Consider the following 18,977-nt stretch of genomic DNA (forward strand, 5'->3'; position numbering starts at 1 on the left):
TGTTTATTGTCTTGCTAAGGTTGCTTCGGCGCGCTCCTGCGCGCGTCGCAATGCGTCCTGCGGGCTGATGACGCCGCGCAGCATGTCGTGAAATTCCTCGCCGCAGATCTGGATGATCTCGTCGATCTCGGGGATCGGGGGGCGCGGCCAGTACTGCAATTCGTCCCGCGCCGACATCGCATCGACCGCTTCGAAGATCGGCGACAAGCGCTGGACATCGGGATCTGCGCCCACCGAATACCGCGGGTTCGTCCGACTGCCATTCTGGACAAAAAGCTTCTGGGCAGGCGGCGAGGTAAATACCAGCAAGGCTTCGACCGCCGCCGGAACCCGGTCTTTCGGCAGATTGGCGGGAATGCCGAGAACGTATCCGCCGATGGGCGCGATCGGCGCCCCGTCGGGGCCGGCGGGATGCGGCAGATATCCGGTCTGATCCTTGGCGGGCGACCCCTCGTCCAGTTCGAAGTAGGGGGCAAGCAGCGTATAGCCGAAAGCCATCGCTACCTTTCCTGCGGCGTAGGGCCGGATGCGTTCGTACCAGGACATCGAATGGATGCCGGGGGGCGAATAATTCAACAGCTCCTTGAGGAACTCTGCCACCTGCAAGCCTGCCGGCGTGTCGATGGTGACCCGATAGGCGCGTTTCGCAAGGCTTTCGGTTTCGAAGCCGCCCGCGATCGGCTTCAGATCAAGGATGGGTTGGCCGAAATCCGCCATTGTCATGAGCACGGTATGCCCCAACGCGGTCCCGCGCGCTGCATTCCATGCGATGCCGTAAAGACCGCGCTGAGGATCGTGCAATGCCTTGGCGGCGGCCAGCAGCTCCTGCGTGGTCGCGGGCGGCTCGAGCCCCGCTTGCGCGAACAGGTCCTTGCGGTAGAACAAGAGCTCCGGCGTCGTTTGTGCGGGAATGCCGTAGGCACGACCGCCCCAATGCGCCGCCTGCCAGCCCGCCGTGTGGAAATCTCCCGGATCGATGCGGGAGATATCCATGATCTCGTCGAGCGGCATCAGGATATCCTGCTCCGCGAATCCGCCGACCCAGGGCAGATCGACGGCGATGATGTCGTAGCTGCTGGATTTGCGGGCGGCATTGCGCATGGTTTCCTCGCGCAGGCGGTCGATCGAGAAGGCGCGCTGGTGGATCTGTGTGCCGACAGTCTGTTCGAATTGCCGCTTGAGGTTGTCCATGACCATGAAGGTCGGATCCCCGTGCACCAGCACGCGCAAGCCGCCCGCCAGCTTCAGCGGCTCGGCAAGGACCTTCATGGGCGGGATGCTTTTCGCGTTCAGGTACGACCCGCCGAAGTAGTAGTCGGATGTTTCCGCCGAAACGGCGCCCTCGAACTGCGCGGTGGCAAGGCGATGAACGCGGTTTGTCAGCTGGGTCCATTGATCCAGAAGGGTAACGCTGGGGTGCAACGAAAAGCTTTTGCCCGTCGCGGTGCGTGGGCGCTGGTCGATCAGACCTTCCTTCTGCATGTCCTTGATGCGGCGATTGGCCGTCGCATAGGGCGCACGGCTGGCGCCGATCAGCGATGTCATCGTGACGAGCCGCCCTTCGAGGTGGCCACGGATCAGATGCATCGAAATCCGCAGGTTGGGGGTTAGGGCGAAGAATTCCGCAACGTTCTCAAGCTCATCACCGAGGTTTTCCATGAAGGTCAGGACGCAAAGCATGTCAGCCTTTGCCTGAGGCGGCACAAGCTGATTCAAATTCTCCCCCCTCATCACATTCATACCCTCGGTCGCGGCCTTCTTTCTGGCGTGACGCTTGCCACGTTCATCATTCAATTCGGATGATTTTTGGATCTTCACGAGATACACCTCATCTTGCTGCGGGACTGGCCTCCGAATATATCGCAAAAATGTTCAATATGGATATTATGAAATCCGAAGCGGATATCATTTGGGAGGGCAGGTCTGCGCGGTGCCTGCAAGATGTTTGAGATCACTCCGGTTGCCCGGCTGGTGATTCCCCGTCGGGAGAGCGGGGACCAGATTTCAAAGTCTTGAAAATAATGTCTTGGAGGAGACCAAAATGAAACTACGCACAATTCTGACCGCAACTGCCGCAACGACAGCTCTCGGGGTTGCCGGCGCTGCCTTTGCGGACGGTCACAGCCCGATGCGCATCGGCATCACGCAAAACAACGTGGGCGTCGACAGCTACCAGACCACATATGAGCAGGCCTTCATCGCGGCAGCCGAAGCGAACGAGAACGTCGAAGTGGTCGTTCTGGACGCCGGTGGCGATGTCGCCCGCCAGATCGCCCAGATGGAAGACCTGATCCAGCAGGAAGTCGACGCCATCATCATCTGGCCGACGAACGGCGAGGCGGTCATCCCTGCGGTGCGCAAGGCGCATTCGGCGGGTATTCCGGTTGTCGTGACCAATTCCAACATTGCCGAAGCCGGTTTCGATTTCGTTGCAACATTCTCCGGCCCCGACAACATTACGCAAGGATCACGCTCCGCCGAGATCATGTGTGACCGTTTCAAGGCGCTGGGCATCGAGGATGAAGCGCGCGTGGTCCAGATTTCGGGTCAGCCCGGCTATACCACAGCGATCGAGCGTCAGAAGGGGTTCGACGACCGTCTGCCCGAAGTCTGCCCCAACGTGACACTTGTCGAAACACAGCCCGGCGACTGGAACCGCGAAAAGTCGCAGCAGGTCATGGAAGCCTTCCTTGTCAAATACGATGACATCGATGGCGTCTATGCGGGTGACGACAACATGGGCGTTGGCGCGCTGAACGCCGCACTGGCTGCGGATCGCGCCGAAGGCATCGTATTCGTGGGCGCCACCAACTTTTCGGTCGGCTATGAGGCCATGGAGCGTGGCGAATACTGGGGCTCGATCTACCAGTCGCCAGTGGACGATGCCGAAGCAGCCCTTCAGTCCGCGATCGATCTGATCAGCGGTAAGGAACTGCCGTTCCTGAACTATTTCGACACGCCGAAGATCACACAGGAAAACATGTCAGAGTTTACGAAACCTGTGTTCTGATACCCTCCCGGGTTGTGGGGCGCTTCGGCACCCCGCTACATTTCCACGAAAACCGATTGTTAAGGGGGAGGGCGTCATGGGACGTGTGACAGGAAGATCCTGTATCGTGACCGGGGCCGCACAGGGCATTGGCCGGGCCATCGCAGAGACGCTGCTGGATGAAGGTGCGGACGTTTGCTTTGCGGATATCAACGGCGAAAAGGTGGCAAAGGTCGCCGAGCTGAATGCCGACAGGGCGATGCAGGGGGGCGGCAAGGTCGCCCACGCGCAGGTCGACGTTGCGGACCGCGCGTCCGTGCAGGCGATGATCGCCCATACGGTCGAGCTGTTTGGCAAGCTGGATGTGAAATTCAACAATGCTGGCGTGAACCGCCCGATGAACTTTCTTGATGTTACCGAAGACAATTGGAATTTCATCATGGGGGTGAACGGTCTTGGTTGTATGATCGGGATGCAGGAGGCGGCCCGCCAGATGATCTCTCAGGGGACGGGCGGCAAGATCATCAACACCGCTTCGGTCGCCAGCCGCCAGGGGTTCGATAATGTCGCTCCCTACTGCGCCAGCAAATTCGCTGTCGTCGCTCTGACGCAGTCGGGCGCGCGCGATCTGGCGAAACACAACATCACGGTGACGGGGTTCGCGCCCGGCGTGGTCGCCACCGAAATGTGGGAGCAGGTCGATCAAGACCTGATGAAGATCGGCGCCGCCGAGCGGCCGGGTCAGGCGATGGAGGAGTTCTCGTCCGAGATCCTGCGGGGGCGCGTGGCCAAACCGGACGATATCACGGGCACGACGACCTATCTGGCGTCGAAGGACAGCGATTACATGACCGGACAGATCGTCATGATCGACGGTGGGATGACCTTGGTCTGACGTAAGGCCCGGAAAGAAGGGCCCGGGCCTTTGGCTCGAGGGAGGGGAAATATGGCTAGCATGACAAAAGCGGATATCGGCCCGATGTTGGCGCGGCAGGGCATCCTGATCGCCTTTGCGGTATTCATCATCGGTTTCACGATTGCGAACGAACGGTTTCTGAGCCCCGACAACGTGATGGGTGTGATCCGGTCCTCGGCAATCTTGGGGGTCATGGCGCTTGGCGTGACCTTCGTTGTGATAAGCGGCAATCTGGATCTGTCGGTCGGATCAATGATGTCGTTCTCGACGATTGTCGTGCTGGATCTGCACGACAAGATTGGCCCGCTGCTGGCGATCCCGGCGATGTTCGCCATGACGTTGTGTCTTGGGGCCTTCATCGGGTTCCTCGTCGGGTATCTCAAACTGAATTCGCTGATCGTCACCTTGGGGATGCTCTCGGCCATTCACGGCCTGACGCTGACCTATTCGGGCGGCCAGAACATGGATATCATCGACAAGGAAGGCACCTGGTTCGGCGTTTTCGGACAGGGGTCCGCGCTGGGCATTCCGGTGCCGATCCTCATCTTCGTGGGTCTCGCGGCCCTTTTGGGTATCGTTCTTGCAAAGACCCCCTTCGGACGGAAGGTATACGCCGTCGGGGGCAACGGGACTGCGGCCACGTTCTCGGGCATCAAACGCGCCCGCGTCGTTTTCCTGTGCTACGTCATGTCTGCCTTTTGCGTCGCGGTCGCCGGGTTGATCCAGGCCAGCCGGTCAATGGGATCCCAGAATACCGTCGGGCAGGGGCTCGAGCTTGATGTTCTTGCCGCGGTGATCCTGGGGGGTGCGTCCCTGCTCGGCGGCTCCGGTACGATTTTCAAAACCGTCATCGGCGTGTTGATCCTCGGGTTTATCCAGAACGGTCTGCTGCTGGTCGGCCTGCAATTCTATGTCCAGTTCGTTGTGACATGGGTCATCATCATCCTTGCTGTCTGGCTCGATATCGCGGCCAAGCGTGGCAAGCTGTGGTCTAGGATCGCGTAAGGGAGCGGATTAATGGAAGCTGGAAAAGTCTCCTATTTTCTAAAGAACGGCGCGATCTGGGGTTTCATCGTGCTGGAGCTGATTTTCTTCAGCGTGGCGGGCGAATTCCTGTCGCTGTCCGACAAGGCCTTCATGGATGTCGACAACATGCTGTTGCTGCTCAAACAGTCGGCCCCCATCGGAATCATCGCCATGGGCATGACGATCATCATGGTGAACGGCAACATCGACCTGAGTGTCGGGGCGATCTTCGCCTTGTCCGCGGTGGTCCTGCTGGACAGCCTGTCGTGGAGCGTCTTCGCGGGACTGGGCGACTGGGTGATCCCTGTGGCATGGGCGCTCGCGCTGCTGACGGGGGTTCTGCTGGGCGCGATCAACGGGCTGATCGTCTGGAAGACCGGTGTCGATGCTTTCATCGTCACGCTGGGCTCGATGCTGGGCTTTCGCGGTCTGGTGTTCATGTACAACGGCGAAAATCCGACATCGAGCCTGAACTGGACGCTGGTGGATTTTGCCGAGGCGCAGTTCCTGGGGTTCCATACGGCGACCTGGTTCCTCGCCGTCGTCACCCTGATCATCTGGTACGTGATGACGCGCACGGTACACGGGCGCAACGCCTATGCCATTGGCGACAACCGCGAGGCGGCGGTGAACGCGGGCATCAAGGTCGGGCCACATATGCTGATCAATTTCATGATCATCGGCTTTCTGGCGGCCCTGTCGGCAGTTGTGTTCTACTCCGAATCCGGTTCGGTCAACCCCAACGATGGCCAACTCTATGAGTTGTGGGTCATCACCGCCGTTGTTCTCGGGGGCACCAAGCTGACCGGGGGTTCCGGGTCCATCATCTCGACCTTGGGTGGTGTCCTTGCCATTCAGTTGCTGCGCAAGGGTTTGGGCCACATCGGCGCGGACACATCCACCGTCAATCTGGTGATTGGTTTGATCCTGATCGCGGTGCTGTTTCTTGACCGTCAGTTGAACACCAAGGGGAAAGAGGAGTTGAAGATATGACCGACAAAACACCCGCCTTGCGTCTTGAAGGTATCGTCAAGACATTTCCCGGTGTCCGCGCGCTTGACGGCGTTTCATTGTCGGTGATGCCGGGTGAGGTCCACGCCCTGATGGGCGAGAACGGCGCCGGAAAATCAACGCTGATGAAAGTGCTGGGGGGCATCCATCAACCCGACGAAGGGCAGATCATCATCGGCGAAGTGCCCACGGTGATGACATCGCCTTTGCAGGCGAAATCCAAGGGGATCGTTTTCATCCATCAGGAACTCAGCCTTGCCGAGGAACTGACAGTCGCCGAAAACATCTATCTGGGGGAACTGCCGCGCCGCTCCTTCGGCCGCGTCGACTGGTCCACGCTCTATGAGCGTACCGATGCGATCCTTGCAAAGCTGAAGGTGGGGTTCAACGCCAGAACCATCGTCGGCGACCTGTCGATCGCCAACCAGCAGATGGTCGAGATCGCCCGCGCCCTGACCGTGGATGCGAAGGCCGTGATTTTTGACGAGCCGACAGCGTCGCTGACCGATGCGGAAAAGGTCGTGCTGTTCGACGTCATTTCCGATCTGCAAAGCCAGGGCGTCGGGATCATCTACATCTCTCACCGGATGGAGGAGATATTCAAGATCACCGACCGGATCAGCGTTTTGCGGGACGGCTCCTATCGCGGGACACTTGAGACCCGCGACACCACCGAGGAGGAAGTCACGCAATTGATGATCGGCCGTGCACTGGATCTGTCGCGCAACGAAATCCATCACGAAATGGGCGATGTCGCGCTCGAGGTGCGTGGCCTGTCCTGCGGTCATCTCTTCAAGGACGTCAGTTTCGACGTGCGCCGCGGCGAGGTTCTGGGCTTTTACGGTCTGGTCGGCGCAGGGCGCACCGAGATCGTTGAGACACTCTTCGGGCTGCGCGACCCTGACGCGGGGACGATCCTGCTCGACGGGCAGGAGGTCCGCATCACATCCCCGGCGGATGCGATCAGCAAAGGTATTTCGCTGGTGCCGGAGGACCGCAAGGGGCAGGGGCTGGTTCTGGGAATGAATTGCCGGGACAACATGACCCTTCCGCAGGTGGGTAACCTGTCCTCCGGTCCGTTTGTCGCCCCCGGCGCCGAGACCGAGATCTTCGACAAGTACAAGGACAAGCTCGATATCCGCACACCGGGCTGGAAACAGACGGTCGGCAACCTGTCGGGCGGCAACCAGCAGAAGATCGTCATTGGCAAATGGCTGTCGATGCACCCCAAGGTGCTGATCGTGGACGAGCCGACCCGCGGCATCGACGTCGGATCGAAATCCGAGATCCACAACCTGATCCGCGAACTGGCCGCGCAGGGCTACGCCGTCATCGTGGTCAGTTCGGAAATGCCTGAAGTCCTGCACGTCAGTGACCGGATCGTCGCGATGTTCTCGGGCCGTGTCATGCGGACGTTCACCTCCGAAGAGGTCACCGAGGAAAGCCTGGTCCAGGCCATTTCGGGTATCACCGCGACCGACAAGGTCGCTTAACCAAACCATCCTTACGGCAAAAAGAGCAAAAGACATGAAACTACTTCGCTATGGCGCGCCCGGTGCCGAAAAACCCGGACTTCTGGATGCACAGGGCCGCGTGCGTGATCTCTCCGCCGTTGTGCCGGATATTGCGGGGGACGCACTGCGCCCCGCAGGTCTGGACGCGCTGCGGGCTCTTGACCCAGACACATTGCCCTTGGTCGAGGGCACGCCCCAGAACGACCTGCGGCTTGGCGCCTGTGTCGGCGAGATCGGGAAATATGTCTGCATCGGCCTGAACTATGCAGACCACGCCGAAGAGGCGGGCATGCCGATCCCAGAAGAGCCGATCATCTTCAACAAGTGGACCTCTGCCGTGGTCGGGCCGAATGACGACATTCAAGTCCCGCGCGGATCGGTGAAGACCGATTGGGAGGTCGAACTTGGCGTGGTGATCGGCGAACCGGGTGCCTACATCGACGAAGCGAACGCGATGAACCATGTGGCGGGGCTCTGCCTCATCAACGATGTGTCCGAGCGTGATTTTCAACTCAATCGCGCCGGCACATGGGACAAGGGAAAAGGGTGCGATACCTTCGGTCCGACAGGTCCGTGGCTGGTGACCCTGGACGAGATCGAGGACATGGACAATCTGGACCTCTGGCTCGACGTCGATGGCAAGCGCATGCAGAGCGGGTCAACCGCAACGCTGATTTTCAAGATTCCCCATCTCGTGTCCTATTGCAGCCAGTTCATGTCCCTTCAGTCCGGCGACGTGATCTCGACCGGGACACCGCCGGGTGTGGGTATGGGCCAGAAACCTCCGCAATTCCTGCGTGGCGGCGAAGTTGTGACGCTGGGCATTTCGGGCTTGGGTGAGCAAAGATCGAAGGTCCTGCCAAGCTGATCGGGCAGCACACCCAACGCCCCGCCGCTGCCTTGAGACCGGGCAGATGCGATCGTGGGGGTCGATTTTCAGGACGATGATCGGCCGGGCAGGCCGCGGGGCGCGAGCAATGAGGCTGGCGCCCCGTTGGCACCGCGACCTTAATTTGAGGGTGTCCGGCAGCGGCGCGCGGGCGTCAAGCGCTGCCCGCGCGCGCCGGTTGGCAGTCTCGGATCGGTGCATCCCGCCTTGCTTCGGCTTTGTCGTGCACACCGTCACGTCTGCCGGGCCGCGCTTACGGCCCAGCGGACGCAATTACGCAGCGCTGCAAGCTTCGATTGGACGCCTCAGGCGGCCTCGAAGGTATCGACAGTGTCGTCTGCCGGATCGTCCTCGTAGGTGCTGGCGTCGACGTCGGTCTCAAGGCTGAGAGCGGCAATCAGATCGGCGGCGTCGGCCTCGGGATCAGTCGCACCTGCCTCGTATTCTTCCAGTGCGAGGTCATAGGCTTCCATCAGTTCCTCACTGTCCAGGAAGCCGTCCGCGGGCGCCTCGATGCGGAACTCCTCTTGCGGCACATCATTTTCGTCGAGTTCGTAGAAGATCACGCTTTCCGTCTCGGCCACGTCACCGCCAATTTCCTCGAAGTAGGCGAGAAAATTCGCGAAGGTCGGCTCGGTGCCTTCGGGAAGACTGGGGATGTTGTGTACGTTGTCCTCGGGCTCTTCGGCGAGAATGTTGAACCCTGCGATGGGCGCGCCGGACTCGTTGAAATCATAGACAAAGAAAACCTTGTCATAGATCGGATCTTCGGGATCCTCCGGGTCTTCAGGCTCCTCCGGGTCGCCCGATACCGCCTTGATCGAGCCTTCTTCGGTGGACGTGGATGTCGCGCGGATGCCGAAGTAGTCGATGTCGTCAAGGCTGTCGATGGACAGCTCCAGGGTGAGTGTATCGCCCTCGGTCAGGAAGCTTTCCTTGTCTTCGCCTTCGGGCCCCAGACCCGGTTCGCTGATCTGGTCTGCCGTGTCCCACTGGATTTTTTCGCCCTCAAAGGTGGTGCCGCCCCCGTTCATGTTAAGCGGGCCCGAAAGCGATTCACTGGTGCCGGTCATGTCGTCATCGGCATAGTAGACGGCGTTGACGTCCATTTGCCCTTCGTTCACGTGAATGTCGGCGAAGAATGCACCGTCTTGTTCGTAGACCGTTACCGTGTAGGACAATCCTTCGACGACATAGTTGAAAACCTTGGTCTCATTCTCCATGAGATATCTCCTTGTAGAAATTCTGGATTACGGCAAAATTTAGGCGCGAAAAATCTGTAAAAACGCGGCGAGAGGCGTGCCCCCGTGTGTCCCCAAGCGCGCCAAACCGTTAACAGCTCTATCACTTTAGGCCGAACTTGTCTGTAGCCGAAGTGGAAACAGTCTAATTCTTGACAAAAAATCGACAAAATCATGGCAAGGTGGATGCTGGAGTTAGCGCGGGAGGGCCCTCTCGGTCAGGGCCGGGCCGGTGCGATGACACAAGGGGCGCGAAGGCGCGCGACCTTTCCGATCGACGTTCTCAAACCGGGTGGGGCGGTTTCGCTGGCTGTTGCCGCTTCATCGAATATCCACAGTGGCTGAACGCGCCCCATCACTTCTTCGATGATTTCTTGGGCGTATTCGCTTCTCTCTCCAGGCGCGCGGTGCGCAGGCGGTCGGTCTTGATCTGCCGTTTTTCAACTTCTTCCTCGACCATGCCCCTGACGATGCGGGATGTCTTGTCGAGCGGCGTTTCCGGTTTGGCACCCTGCGCTTTGAACAGGCTTGTTTTCGTGAGCTTTGCCAATTGGTAGTCTCCTTATTGGAATTTCTGGGGTGGCACTGGAACAGATCTGTTCCAGTGCCGGGCGTTTGCCTTGACCGTGGGTTTCACGCACACCCGGCGTGGGACGGTCATTGCGTAAATCTATCTGGATATCCGGGGCGGCCATTGCGCGCATCAAGGCGGCATAGGTCATCTGGAAGCGCAATTCCGACCCTGCGCGATAGGTCTTGTCTTTCGTGCCGACCACAAGATGGTCACTCGTTGCGCCGACAAAGGAACTCCTGGCCGGCATCGTAAGGCCGGTCGCGTCCGTGTCCTGATGCCCCAGCGCGAGAACCAGCCGCGTGATCGGGGAGGTATTCGGAAGAAGCCGTATTCCCGCCAGGACCGGGTCGGCGAAAGAGACGGGCGGGCAGGCGGGTTCGGCGTCCGTCTCGATAACCTCGGCGACCAGCGTAAAGGCATCCGTAAACATGCCGGCGATCTGATCGCCGGAAAGTGGGTCGACACCCAGAAGGATCGCTTCGCCGAGCCGCAGATCGTTGATCCTGCCGAAAGAGCGGTTCCCGACCGCCAGCGGCAGGTTGGCGGAGTTACCGCCCGAGACCGTCTGCAGGGCGCGGCCGGTCTGCTTTTCAACACCCTGCGCGAGAATTGACAGGGCCTGCATTTTGGCAGGCGTCGGGGCAATACCGCCGAGGCAGGCGAAATTGGCACCAATGCCCCTGAGCGTCACACCGGGTGTGTCGACCACCAGCTGCGCCATGTCGGCGAGGTCCTGGGGCATGATCCCTTCGCGGTGGTCACCCATCTCGACCATCAGGATGATGCCGTGAACCGTGTCTTGCCGGATTGCGGCAGCGGCGAGCGCCACGACCAGAGCGGCCTGTGTGTTGTAGCTGGCCTCGCAGACGCGCACGACATCATCCACCTGGCTTAGCATGGGGGTGCGGATCAGGGTGATCGGACAGACGAGCCCAGCCCGGCGCAGCCGCTTCACGTTGCTCAAACGCGCGTCGGCAAGGCCCGCGGCACCGCCGTCAAGCATGGCGCGCGCGATCGCGGGATGCCCGCGAACGGCTTTTGTCACCGCACTCACCCGGACGCCGCGCGCCTTCAGCAACCCCACGGCGGTCCTGCTGTTGTGGCGGATTTTGCCCAAGTCTACTTCGATGCGCGGATTGGTCATATCGCCGCCAGGGGTGTCCCCCGCTGAAGGTCGGGATAGGCATCGACGATCATCGCCCCCATCTGCGCCACGGGGCGGCTGAGCGCGTCGGTCACGGGCAGCCCCAGCTCTTGGGTTTGGACGGCAATCGTGTCTGTGATCTCGGCGTCGGACATGCCCTCGTGGTTGAGCGTGACGCCGATGACCTTGGTGTCGGCGAACGCCTCGATCAAGGCGATCTCACTGGCTGGTGTGGGCATTGGCATGTCGGGGAAATCGCAGCGATGGGCGCGTTTCGGTGCGTGCTGGAGGATGACCGCGTCCGGCTGGCTGCCGCGCAGGATAAAGGCCGATGTGCAGAAAGCCGGATGGCTCAGCGCGCCTTGGCCCTCGATCAGGATCACATCGGGCTGCTCTGCCTCGGCGGCGGCGACAATCGCGCCTTCCAGTTCGCCGCAGCAGAATTGCGGCGGTACGGCGTCCAGCGCCACACCGTATTTCGCGCCCTGCATCAGGCCCGTCTGGCCGGTGCCGACCAGAACGGTCTTGATGCCCTGTGCATTCAGCGCCCGGGCCAGGACAGTCGCGGTCGTCCGCTTCCCGATGGCGCAATCGGTCCCGAGAATGGCGATACGCAGCGCCGCGACCTTTGCGACGCGGCCATCGAACAGGCGCATGTCCTTGCTGGATTTGGGCCGCCGGATATCGCGGATCGTGACCCCTTTGTCCGAGGCCGCGCCCGCAATTTCCGCGTCGTCGCTGAGGAATTCGTGCAGGCCGCTGACGATGTTCATACCGCGTGCGATTGCATCCAGCACGACACCGCGATCTGAGGGCGATAGCCGCCCGGTCGAGGGGGCCATGCCGTAGATCAGGGTCTCCGGTGACGCGCTCTGATGCGCCACGGCCTCAGCCAGGTCCTTGACGATGGGTATGTGGTTCATCGCGGCATCCAGAACCAGACCGCTGTCGCACCCCGCATGATCGCTGTCGATGACACAGAGGATCCGGTACGCCTCCGAATGACGGACGAGACCGTTGGCCGTCTTCCCGTCGATCTTGGCGAAGTTGCCCTCGCAGTAAACGACCGCTGTAGGCTGCACAGGGATCCGGGTGACAGAGGCACTGTCAGAGGGAGAGGCCTGTGCCCCCTTGAGCGGAAGCCGGATGGTATCTGGAGATTGAAATTCGGTTGTCATGGTTTTTTCCTTTTGCTGGCGAGACTGTCGCCGCAGCCGTGGGGCACGGCCGAGGCGCCGCTGCCGATCGCTTACTTCTGAAAAACGCACAGACCTTTGGATTTCTGGAAGTTCCTGTTGCACTCCCAACGGTTTCCGGACCTGTTGAGATGGGCATTCTCGGGGATCTCTATCTCTTCGCAGCCTGTTTCGGTGGACCTGTAGCCCCGCTGGCATTTCCATCCCTTGCCGTAGGTCGCATCGTCGAAATATGCGAACTCGGGGATGTCTACAGCCGCGCACCGGTTGCCTTTTTCGACATAGCCACGCTCGCAGGACCACGGTCGGCCATAGCGGGATCCGTTCAGGTATCCGTTGGCCGGAACCGCAATGGCCTCGCAAATGTCACCGATCGCCTCGAACCCGCGGTCACACTCCCAGGCGGAGCCATTTGACGTCTCCACCAGATAGGCGTTTTCGGGAACGACCAGTTCGCGGCATTTGTCGTCGGTCTCGAAGTATCCGCGCTTGCATTGCCAACGTTCGCCGGAGGGCTCCAGATATGCCCCTTCGGGGACGACCACGGCGACGCAGGCCGTGTCACCTTCGTTGTGAAACCCGTGAAGACATTCCCATCCAGACCCATAGGAGCGTTTTGTCGGATAGGCATTTTCCGGTATCACGACGGCCGCGCAGTCTTCTCCGACCAGCCGATACCCGACGTCGCAGTCCCATCCCTCGCCATAGCTGTTGGCGCTGGCGTTTTCCGGAATGGTTTGTCCGACCGCAGGCAGTCCGAGCAGAAGCAGCGCGAAGACAGGCCCGAAGACGAAGGCCCAAAATCTACGGGGGGCTGCCAGTACGGATGTCGCGCAGGGTTTCCGGGGCAGGTGCGGCGCTGCGTCCGGATTATGATCCATCCAGATCAAGCTCCGCCAGGCAGGCCTCTGCGAGGAAGCGGTCTGGCTTGTCTGTACCCGGATGGGTCGCCCAACCTGTATCCATCATCGCATTGCGGCGCTCATAGCCCGAAAGATCCTGAAGAACAGCGAGCTTGCCCATGCGTCTTGGATCGGTCGCGGAAGCGTCGACGCAGACCGGCACCATCGCAAGTGTGACCTCTTCGGTCGCCATGTCCGCGGCTCTGGTTTGCGCGGTCCCGCTGGTGATCCAGCCGCCCCACGAAAAGCCGACGATAGAAATCGCAATCGCGCCAACCGCTGCACCGAAGAGGAAGGGTTTCGTCCATTCTGGAAAAGTCATCTGTGATCCTTTGACGGAGAAAGCGCCGCCTCGCTGTTTTTCCGCTGACAAGGTATTGTGTCAGGGTCGTACCCCTGTCGCGTTGCGCGACGGGGGCTGTTCGATCTCGGTCGTACTGCATGAAGGTCTGGGGCCGCGATCACGGCTTGGATCACCGCGCGGACACTCGGGCCGTGCGCGGTGGCATCGGCAGCCTTCCCAAAAATCAGATCCGTGCTAGGGAATCTGACGCCTGATTTTCATGATATTAGGTTGTGGTTCACTTCGGCTGGCAGTGCGCCTGTGCGGAAGGAGAGGACAACTCGTCTAAGTCCTACCTAACCTCTTTGGGCCGGGAATACAACGTCAGCGGATCGAAGTGCGCTCTGAAGACGGTGCCGCATCGCAAAGGCAGCGGGGCCGAGCCCGACGCGCAGCGCAGGGTCGGTCGGATTGGACTTAGGCCAGCGATAGGGGCGGTGCGGGGCCAAGCGGCATCTTGGCATGGTCACTGTCGGGAGTACGGTTTGGGAGCGGAGGTCGGGCCAATAGCTGTAAAGACAGCCGATATCCGATCACCCGAAGGTCACGGGCGTAAAGGCTGCCCGCGTGGGCGCCTTTGTCGATCTAGGTCGCTGCGGTGGAAACCGACTGACCCTTCCTGCTGCCCTGCGAGAAACTTTGAAATACTTCCCGTGCGAGCAGCAAAGCCAGATTTCCACCTTCGGCTGTATTGCTCTCACCGGTTGTCAGGTCAGCAAGGGAGTTGAGCTGATTGCCGCTGTGCAGGCCAACCTCGTCCGGTCCGGCGTAGCCCATGGCCCAGGATGGAAAAGCGCGGGTTTCAGCCTCGACTTCCCACATCAGCGAAATGCCTGAATGCCGCGGATCGCGCAGGATGCGCCCATAGCAATTCCGGACGAGGGTGCGCTCGCCTTCCAGTACCTGGAAGAACAATCTGTCATGATACATCAGCACCCCGGTAATATCGTCACGGGTATTGTTTCGCTTCGAGACGGTCAGAATATCGGAGAGCAGCGCATCCACCAGCGCCGTTTCCGACGCGCTGACGTATGCAATTTGATAGGCCAAAGGTCATTTCCTTTTCGTTGGGTCTTGGGCGCACCGGATGGCAGCGCGGCATTGCTTGCAGACATCGGAGGCTCAGATACGGTTCGGAAGAAGGGGGGGGGGTATTTCGCACGCAAGATCATCGTGCGGTGTCTCTCGGGCAATCCAGGAGACTTTCGGCCCTACCTTGAAGGCGCTCTTTTATCCACAGCTAGCAGGTTTTCGCAGGAATGTCCCAATCTAAATCGTGAAGGCCCCAAAATAGCCGCGCAAGGAAAAGAAACCGAAAGCGCGGCAGCCTTCCGGATCCGCGCTGAGCGAGCGCGGCAAGCCAAGCGGCCGGTACGGATGCCGCACCGGGGGTTTCGCATTCCCGTCATTCGTGCTTCTGTCACCATCTCGAAGCTTGAGTGGAATTAAGACTATTACCTTGGGTTGGCGGCTTCGTTCATTCTTTGCGAACTTGGTCCCGGCGGGTGGCTGGCGTCTGATGGCCCTGTCAGGCGCAGGGCGGCAGCCGGTCAAAGCGACGGCGATTTCCACGAGGGTTGGAGGCAAGCAATGGTTCAGACAGGCGAGGATAGATCCCGCGACCAGTCCTCAGATGTTGCCGCCACCGCCACGCTGGAAGACGGGCGGCTGATCCTGTCCGGGCGTCTGTTGATCGACACGGTCGCGACCCTGAACCACGACGGCCAGCGGGTCGACGCGATCGATATCGCCGAGGTCAGCCAAATGGACACCGCCGGCGCGTGGTATGTTGTCGATGCGCAAAGGCGCATGACCGACGATACCGACGATGTTGCGATCCTCGGTGCCGACGACATGCAGCAACAGCTGATCGAGGTGGTCCGCCGGAACATGCCGCCCGACGACACCGGGCCGGCAAAACGCAAGTCGCTCGCGGACCGGGTCGAGGCGCTGGGTCGCAAGACGGCAGCCAGCGCGCAGATTGCCGTCGAATTGACCAGCTTTCTGGGGCAGGTCATCGCGGCGCTGGGCAGCATGGTGATCCATCCCCGTCGCCTGCGCCTGACCTCGCTCGTGCATCACATGCAGGAGGTTGGATGGAACGCCATTCCGATCGTCGCGCTGATGTCTTTCCTGATCGGCGTGGTGCTGGCCTTTCAGGGCTCGGTGCAGCTTCGCCAGTTCGGGGCCGAGGTCTTTGTTGTCGATCTCATCGCTATTTCTGTCCTGCGTGAACTGGGCATCCTGCTGACCGCCATCATCGTCGCGGGGCGCTCGGGGTCGGCCTATACGGCCGCGATCGGGTCGATGAAGATGCGCGAGGAGGTCGATGCGATGCGCACCATCGGCCTCGATCCCATCGATATCCTCGTGGTGCCGCGGGTGCTGGCGCTGATCCTGATGTTGCCGGTCCTCGGCTTGATCTCGGATCTGTCGGGGCTGGTGGGTGGCGCCATTATGTCGTGGATCGAACTGGGCGTGTCACCTGCCGTCTTTCAGGCACGGCTGGTCAGCAACACGGATGTCTGGCACTTTCTGGCGGGCATGATCAAGGCGCCCTTCTTTGCGATGATCATCGGCATCATAGGCTGCTATGAAGGGCTGAAGGTGGGGGGCAACGCCGAGTCACTGGGTCGGCTGACATCGACATCGGTTGTGCTGTCGATCTTCATGGTGATCGTGGCGGATGCCATTTTCTCGGTTGTTTTTGCGCTGATAGGAATCTGATGACCGACGCGGACCCGATCATCAAAGTACGCGGCCTGACCAAGGGCTTTGGCAGCCATCTGGTCCACGAAGGTCTGGACCTCGATGTGCGCCGGGGCGAGATCATCGGAATCGTCGGCGGCTCGGGGACGGGGAAATCGGTGCTGCTCCAGCAGATTGTCGGTCTGCTGACGCCCGACAGCGGCAGCATCGAGGTATTCGGCCAGAGCGTTCAGGGCACGCCGCCCGAGCAATACAAGCAGTTGCGCCGCCGCTGGGGTGTGATGTTTCAGGACGGCGCGCTGTTCTCGTCCCTGACCGTGCGCCAGAATGTCGAGGCCCCGATGCGCGAGCAGCTGGACCTGCCCGACGCGCTGCGCGAGACGCTGGCGGGGATCAAGGTACGCATGGTCGGGCTGGAAGAAGTCGCGCACAGCAAGTTTCCGTCCGAGCTGTCGGGGGGTATGCGCAAGCGGGCGGGGTTCGCGCGCGCTATCGCCCTCGATCCCGAGATCGTGTTTCTGGACGAGCCGACGGCGGGGCTCGACCCGATCGGCGCCGCCGCCTTCGACACGCTGATCCGGAAATTGCAGACGACGCTGGGGCTAACCGTGTTTCTGGTGACGCATGACTTGGACTCTCTGCACGCAATCTGCGACCGTATCGCCGTGCTGGCCGAGAAAAAGGTGCTCGCGGTCGGGACAATGGCCGAACTGATGGAGGTGGATCACCCTTGGGTCCACGAGTATTTCCATGGCCCCCGTGCCCGTGCGGCGCTGAAAACAGAACAAGATGACAAGGTGCCGTAATGGAAACCCGCGCAAACTACATCCTGATCGGCGCCTTCACGCTGCTTGGCATCATCGGCAGCCTCGTATTTGCCGTGTGGCTGTCCAGCGTGCAGCTGGATCGCCAATATGCCTATTACGGGATCCTTTTCGAGGATGTGTCGGGGCTCGATTCATCGGGAGACGTGGTTTTCAACGGGATCAATGTCGGCCGCGTGATCGAGGTGCGGATCTACGATCCGGACACCACCAAGGTCTATGTCGGGATCGAGGTCTATGCGACCACGCCGGTGCGCGAGAATACCGTCGCACAGCTCAGCTCGTCGGGTGTGACGGGGGTGGCCTATATCTCGCTGAGCAACAAGAGCGCCGATGCGCCGCCACTGACCTCGGAAGACGGTATGCCGCCCATCATCCCGTCACGCCGCTCGACCGTGCGGCAGCTGGTCGAGGATGCGCCCGACCTTCTCAGCGAGGCAACGGACCTCATGAGACAGTTTCAGCAGATAGCGGGGCCGGAAAATCAGGCCTATGTGAAGAACATCCTTTCCAACCTGAGCGATGCCTCCGGCGGGCTGGACCGGGCGCTTGCCGATTTCTCCGAGATCACCAAGACCGTGGCGGATGCGACCGAACAGATCGCCGGCTTCGGCGAACGGCTCGACACGCTGGGTGAGGCGGCGGGAACGACGTTGAGCAACGTTGACAATACGCTGGCTTCGGCAACGGGGGCGTTGGATTCTGCCAAGGCGGCGATCGACACCACGGATACCGCCATCGGCAGCGCGGGCGCCGCTTTTGCTCAGGCCGAGGCGATCATGCGCGATCAGGTGCCGCAGATCGTCGCGCAGATATCCCAGACGGTGGATGCGCTGAACCGGGCGGTTGCCGATGTCTCCGAGCGCTCTGTGACCACGCTTGACGGGTTCGACCGGACGGCGGCGCTTCTGAACGCCCGCTTGCAGGAGCTGGAGCAGACCTTGTCGGATGCCAGCACCTCCTTCACTTCCGTAACGGATGCGTCCGAGACCGTCAGTTCGCTGTTCGCGGGCGATGGCACGGTTCTGGTGGCGGAGGCGCGCGAGGTTCTGGCCAGCGCGCAAAGCGCGATCTCCACCATCGAGGCGGTCGTAAATCAGGACGTGCCTGCCGTCGTCGAGGATATCCGCAGCGCGGTCTCTTCTGCCTCGGTCGCCGTGGATAATGCCGCGCGCGATCTCACTGATTTCACTGCGGGGCTGACACCCTTGACCGACGATACACGAACCGCCGTCAACGCGGCGACGGAGTGGTTCGAGCGCGCCAACAGCACGCTCACCAGCATCGACCGATCCGTGGTTGCGGCAGACCGCGCCCTGCGGTCGGCGGAAGTGGCCTTCGACAGTGCCGATGAGGTGATCTCGACCGATCTGGGGCCGGTGCTGGCCGATATTCGCGTGGCCACAGACCAGATCGGCGGTGCGGCCAGCCGGATATCGGAGGATCTGCCGCAGATTTCCACCGATCTGCGTGCATTGATCCGCCGCGCGGATGATGTCGTCGCGCAGGTTCAGACGACGGTTTCCGCCGCCGCACCCGGCATCCGCGATTTTACCTCAAACGGCCTGAACGACCTTGGCCGGCTCAGCGCCGAAGCGCGCGCATTGGTCAATTCGCTCGAAACGCTGGTGCGCCGCATTGAAAGAGATCCTGCACGTTTCCTTCTGGATGACCGCGTGCCCGAATACCGGAGATGACA

16 protein-coding genes are annotated in these 18,977 nt (G+C 60.9%); 9 read left to right on the forward strand and 7 right to left on the reverse strand.

Annotation, left to right across the window (positions count from 1 at the left end; translation table 11 throughout):
• Window positions 1-3: 3 nt before the first annotated feature.
• Window positions 4-1,680 (reverse strand): ABC transporter substrate-binding protein, encoded by a 1,677-nt coding sequence (locus tag ABMC89_RS15735; protein ID WP_349569641.1) that lies wholly within the window; start codon window positions 1,678-1,680, stop codon window positions 4-6.
• A gap of 361 nt (window positions 1,681-2,041) precedes the next feature.
• On the opposite strand from ABMC89_RS15735, the gene ABMC89_RS15740 reads away from it, so the two are divergent.
• From ABMC89_RS15740 to ABMC89_RS15765, 6 genes are all read left to right on the forward strand, one after another.
• Entirely contained in the window at window positions 2,042-3,010 is a 969-nt protein-coding gene (locus tag ABMC89_RS15740; protein WP_349569643.1) for a sugar ABC transporter substrate-binding protein, read from the forward strand.
• A gap of 76 nt (window positions 3,011-3,086) precedes the next feature.
• Complete coding sequence (locus tag ABMC89_RS15745) at window positions 3,087-3,884, forward strand: SDR family oxidoreductase (RefSeq protein ID WP_349569645.1); 798 nt, start codon at window positions 3,087-3,089, stop codon at window positions 3,882-3,884.
• Between the two features lie 51 nt (window positions 3,885-3,935).
• The gene (locus ABMC89_RS15750) at window positions 3,936-4,910 is read left to right on the forward strand and encodes an ABC transporter permease (RefSeq protein ID WP_349569647.1); all 975 of its coding nucleotides are present in this window, start codon (window positions 3,936-3,938) and stop codon (window positions 4,908-4,910) included.
• A gap of 12 nt (window positions 4,911-4,922) precedes the next feature.
• Window positions 4,923-5,924, forward strand: coding sequence for an ABC transporter permease (locus ABMC89_RS15755; protein WP_349569649.1), 1,002 nt, complete (start codon window positions 4,923-4,925; stop codon window positions 5,922-5,924).
• Window positions 5,921-7,435 carry a sugar ABC transporter ATP-binding protein gene (locus tag ABMC89_RS15760; RefSeq protein WP_349569651.1) on the forward strand — a complete coding sequence of 505 codons (1,515 nt, stop codon included), beginning with the start codon at window positions 5,921-5,923 and terminating at the stop codon, window positions 7,433-7,435. Before ABMC89_RS15755 ends, ABMC89_RS15760 begins: the two co-directional genes overlap by 4 nt.
• 34 nt (window positions 7,436-7,469) lie before the next feature.
• On the forward strand, window positions 7,470-8,324 hold the full coding sequence (locus ABMC89_RS15765) for a fumarylacetoacetate hydrolase family protein (protein WP_349569653.1): 855 nt from the start codon (window positions 7,470-7,472) through the stop codon (window positions 8,322-8,324).
• A 326-nt stretch (window positions 8,325-8,650) separates the two neighbouring features.
• Here the strand turns inward: ABMC89_RS15765 and ABMC89_RS15770 are convergent, their stop codons facing one another.
• The 6 genes from ABMC89_RS15770 to ABMC89_RS15795 all read right to left on the reverse strand — a co-directional run bounded on the left by ABMC89_RS15770 (window position 8,651) and on the right by ABMC89_RS15795 (window position 14,795).
• Window positions 8,651-9,568, reverse strand: coding sequence for a hypothetical protein (locus ABMC89_RS15770; protein ID WP_349569656.1), 918 nt, complete (start codon window positions 9,566-9,568; stop codon window positions 8,651-8,653).
• A 458-nt stretch (window positions 9,569-10,026) separates the two neighbouring features.
• Window positions 10,027-11,304 carry an alanine racemase gene (locus ABMC89_RS15775; RefSeq protein WP_349569658.1) on the reverse strand — a complete coding sequence of 426 codons (1,278 nt, stop codon included), beginning with the start codon at window positions 11,302-11,304 and terminating at the stop codon, window positions 10,027-10,029.
• A complete protein-coding gene (locus ABMC89_RS15780; RefSeq protein WP_349569661.1) occupies window positions 11,301-12,482 on the reverse strand; it encodes an N-acetyltransferase DgcN family protein in 1,182 nt (393 codons plus the stop codon). Before ABMC89_RS15780 ends, ABMC89_RS15775 begins: the two co-directional genes overlap by 4 nt.
• 71 nt (window positions 12,483-12,553) lie before the next feature.
• Complete coding sequence (locus ABMC89_RS15785; protein ID WP_349569663.1) at window positions 12,554-13,381, reverse strand: hypothetical protein; 828 nt, start codon at window positions 13,379-13,381, stop codon at window positions 12,554-12,556.
• Window positions 13,371-13,724: a hypothetical protein gene (locus tag ABMC89_RS15790; RefSeq protein WP_349569665.1), complete on the reverse strand. Its 354-nt coding sequence runs from the start codon at window positions 13,722-13,724 to the stop codon at window positions 13,371-13,373. Before ABMC89_RS15790 ends, ABMC89_RS15785 begins: the two co-directional genes overlap by 11 nt.
• A gap of 606 nt (window positions 13,725-14,330) precedes the next feature.
• Entirely contained in the window at window positions 14,331-14,795 is a 465-nt protein-coding gene (locus tag ABMC89_RS15795; RefSeq protein WP_349569668.1) for a BLUF domain-containing protein, read from the reverse strand.
• Between the two features lie 540 nt (window positions 14,796-15,335).
• On the opposite strand from ABMC89_RS15795, the gene ABMC89_RS15800 reads away from it, so the two are divergent.
• The 3 genes from ABMC89_RS15800 to ABMC89_RS15810 are packed head-to-tail and all read left to right on the forward strand — an operon-like array spanning window position 15,336 to window position 18,975.
• Complete coding sequence (locus ABMC89_RS15800; protein ID WP_349569670.1) at window positions 15,336-16,472, forward strand: MlaE family ABC transporter permease; 1,137 nt, start codon at window positions 15,336-15,338, stop codon at window positions 16,470-16,472.
• The gene (locus tag ABMC89_RS15805) at window positions 16,472-17,260 is read left to right on the forward strand and encodes an ABC transporter ATP-binding protein (protein WP_349569672.1); all 789 of its coding nucleotides are present in this window, start codon (window positions 16,472-16,474) and stop codon (window positions 17,258-17,260) included. Before ABMC89_RS15800 ends, ABMC89_RS15805 begins: the two co-directional genes overlap by 1 nt.
• Complete coding sequence (locus tag ABMC89_RS15810; protein ID WP_349569674.1) at window positions 17,260-18,975, forward strand: MlaD family protein; 1,716 nt, start codon at window positions 17,260-17,262, stop codon at window positions 18,973-18,975. Before ABMC89_RS15805 ends, ABMC89_RS15810 begins: the two co-directional genes overlap by 1 nt.
• Window positions 18,976-18,977 lie beyond the last annotated feature (2 nt).

The sequence above is a fragment of the Sulfitobacter sp. HNIBRBA3233 genome (genome assembly GCF_040149665.1).
In the GTDB taxonomy this organism is placed as follows: Bacteria; Pseudomonadota; Alphaproteobacteria; order Rhodobacterales; family Rhodobacteraceae; genus Sulfitobacter; species Sulfitobacter marinivivus.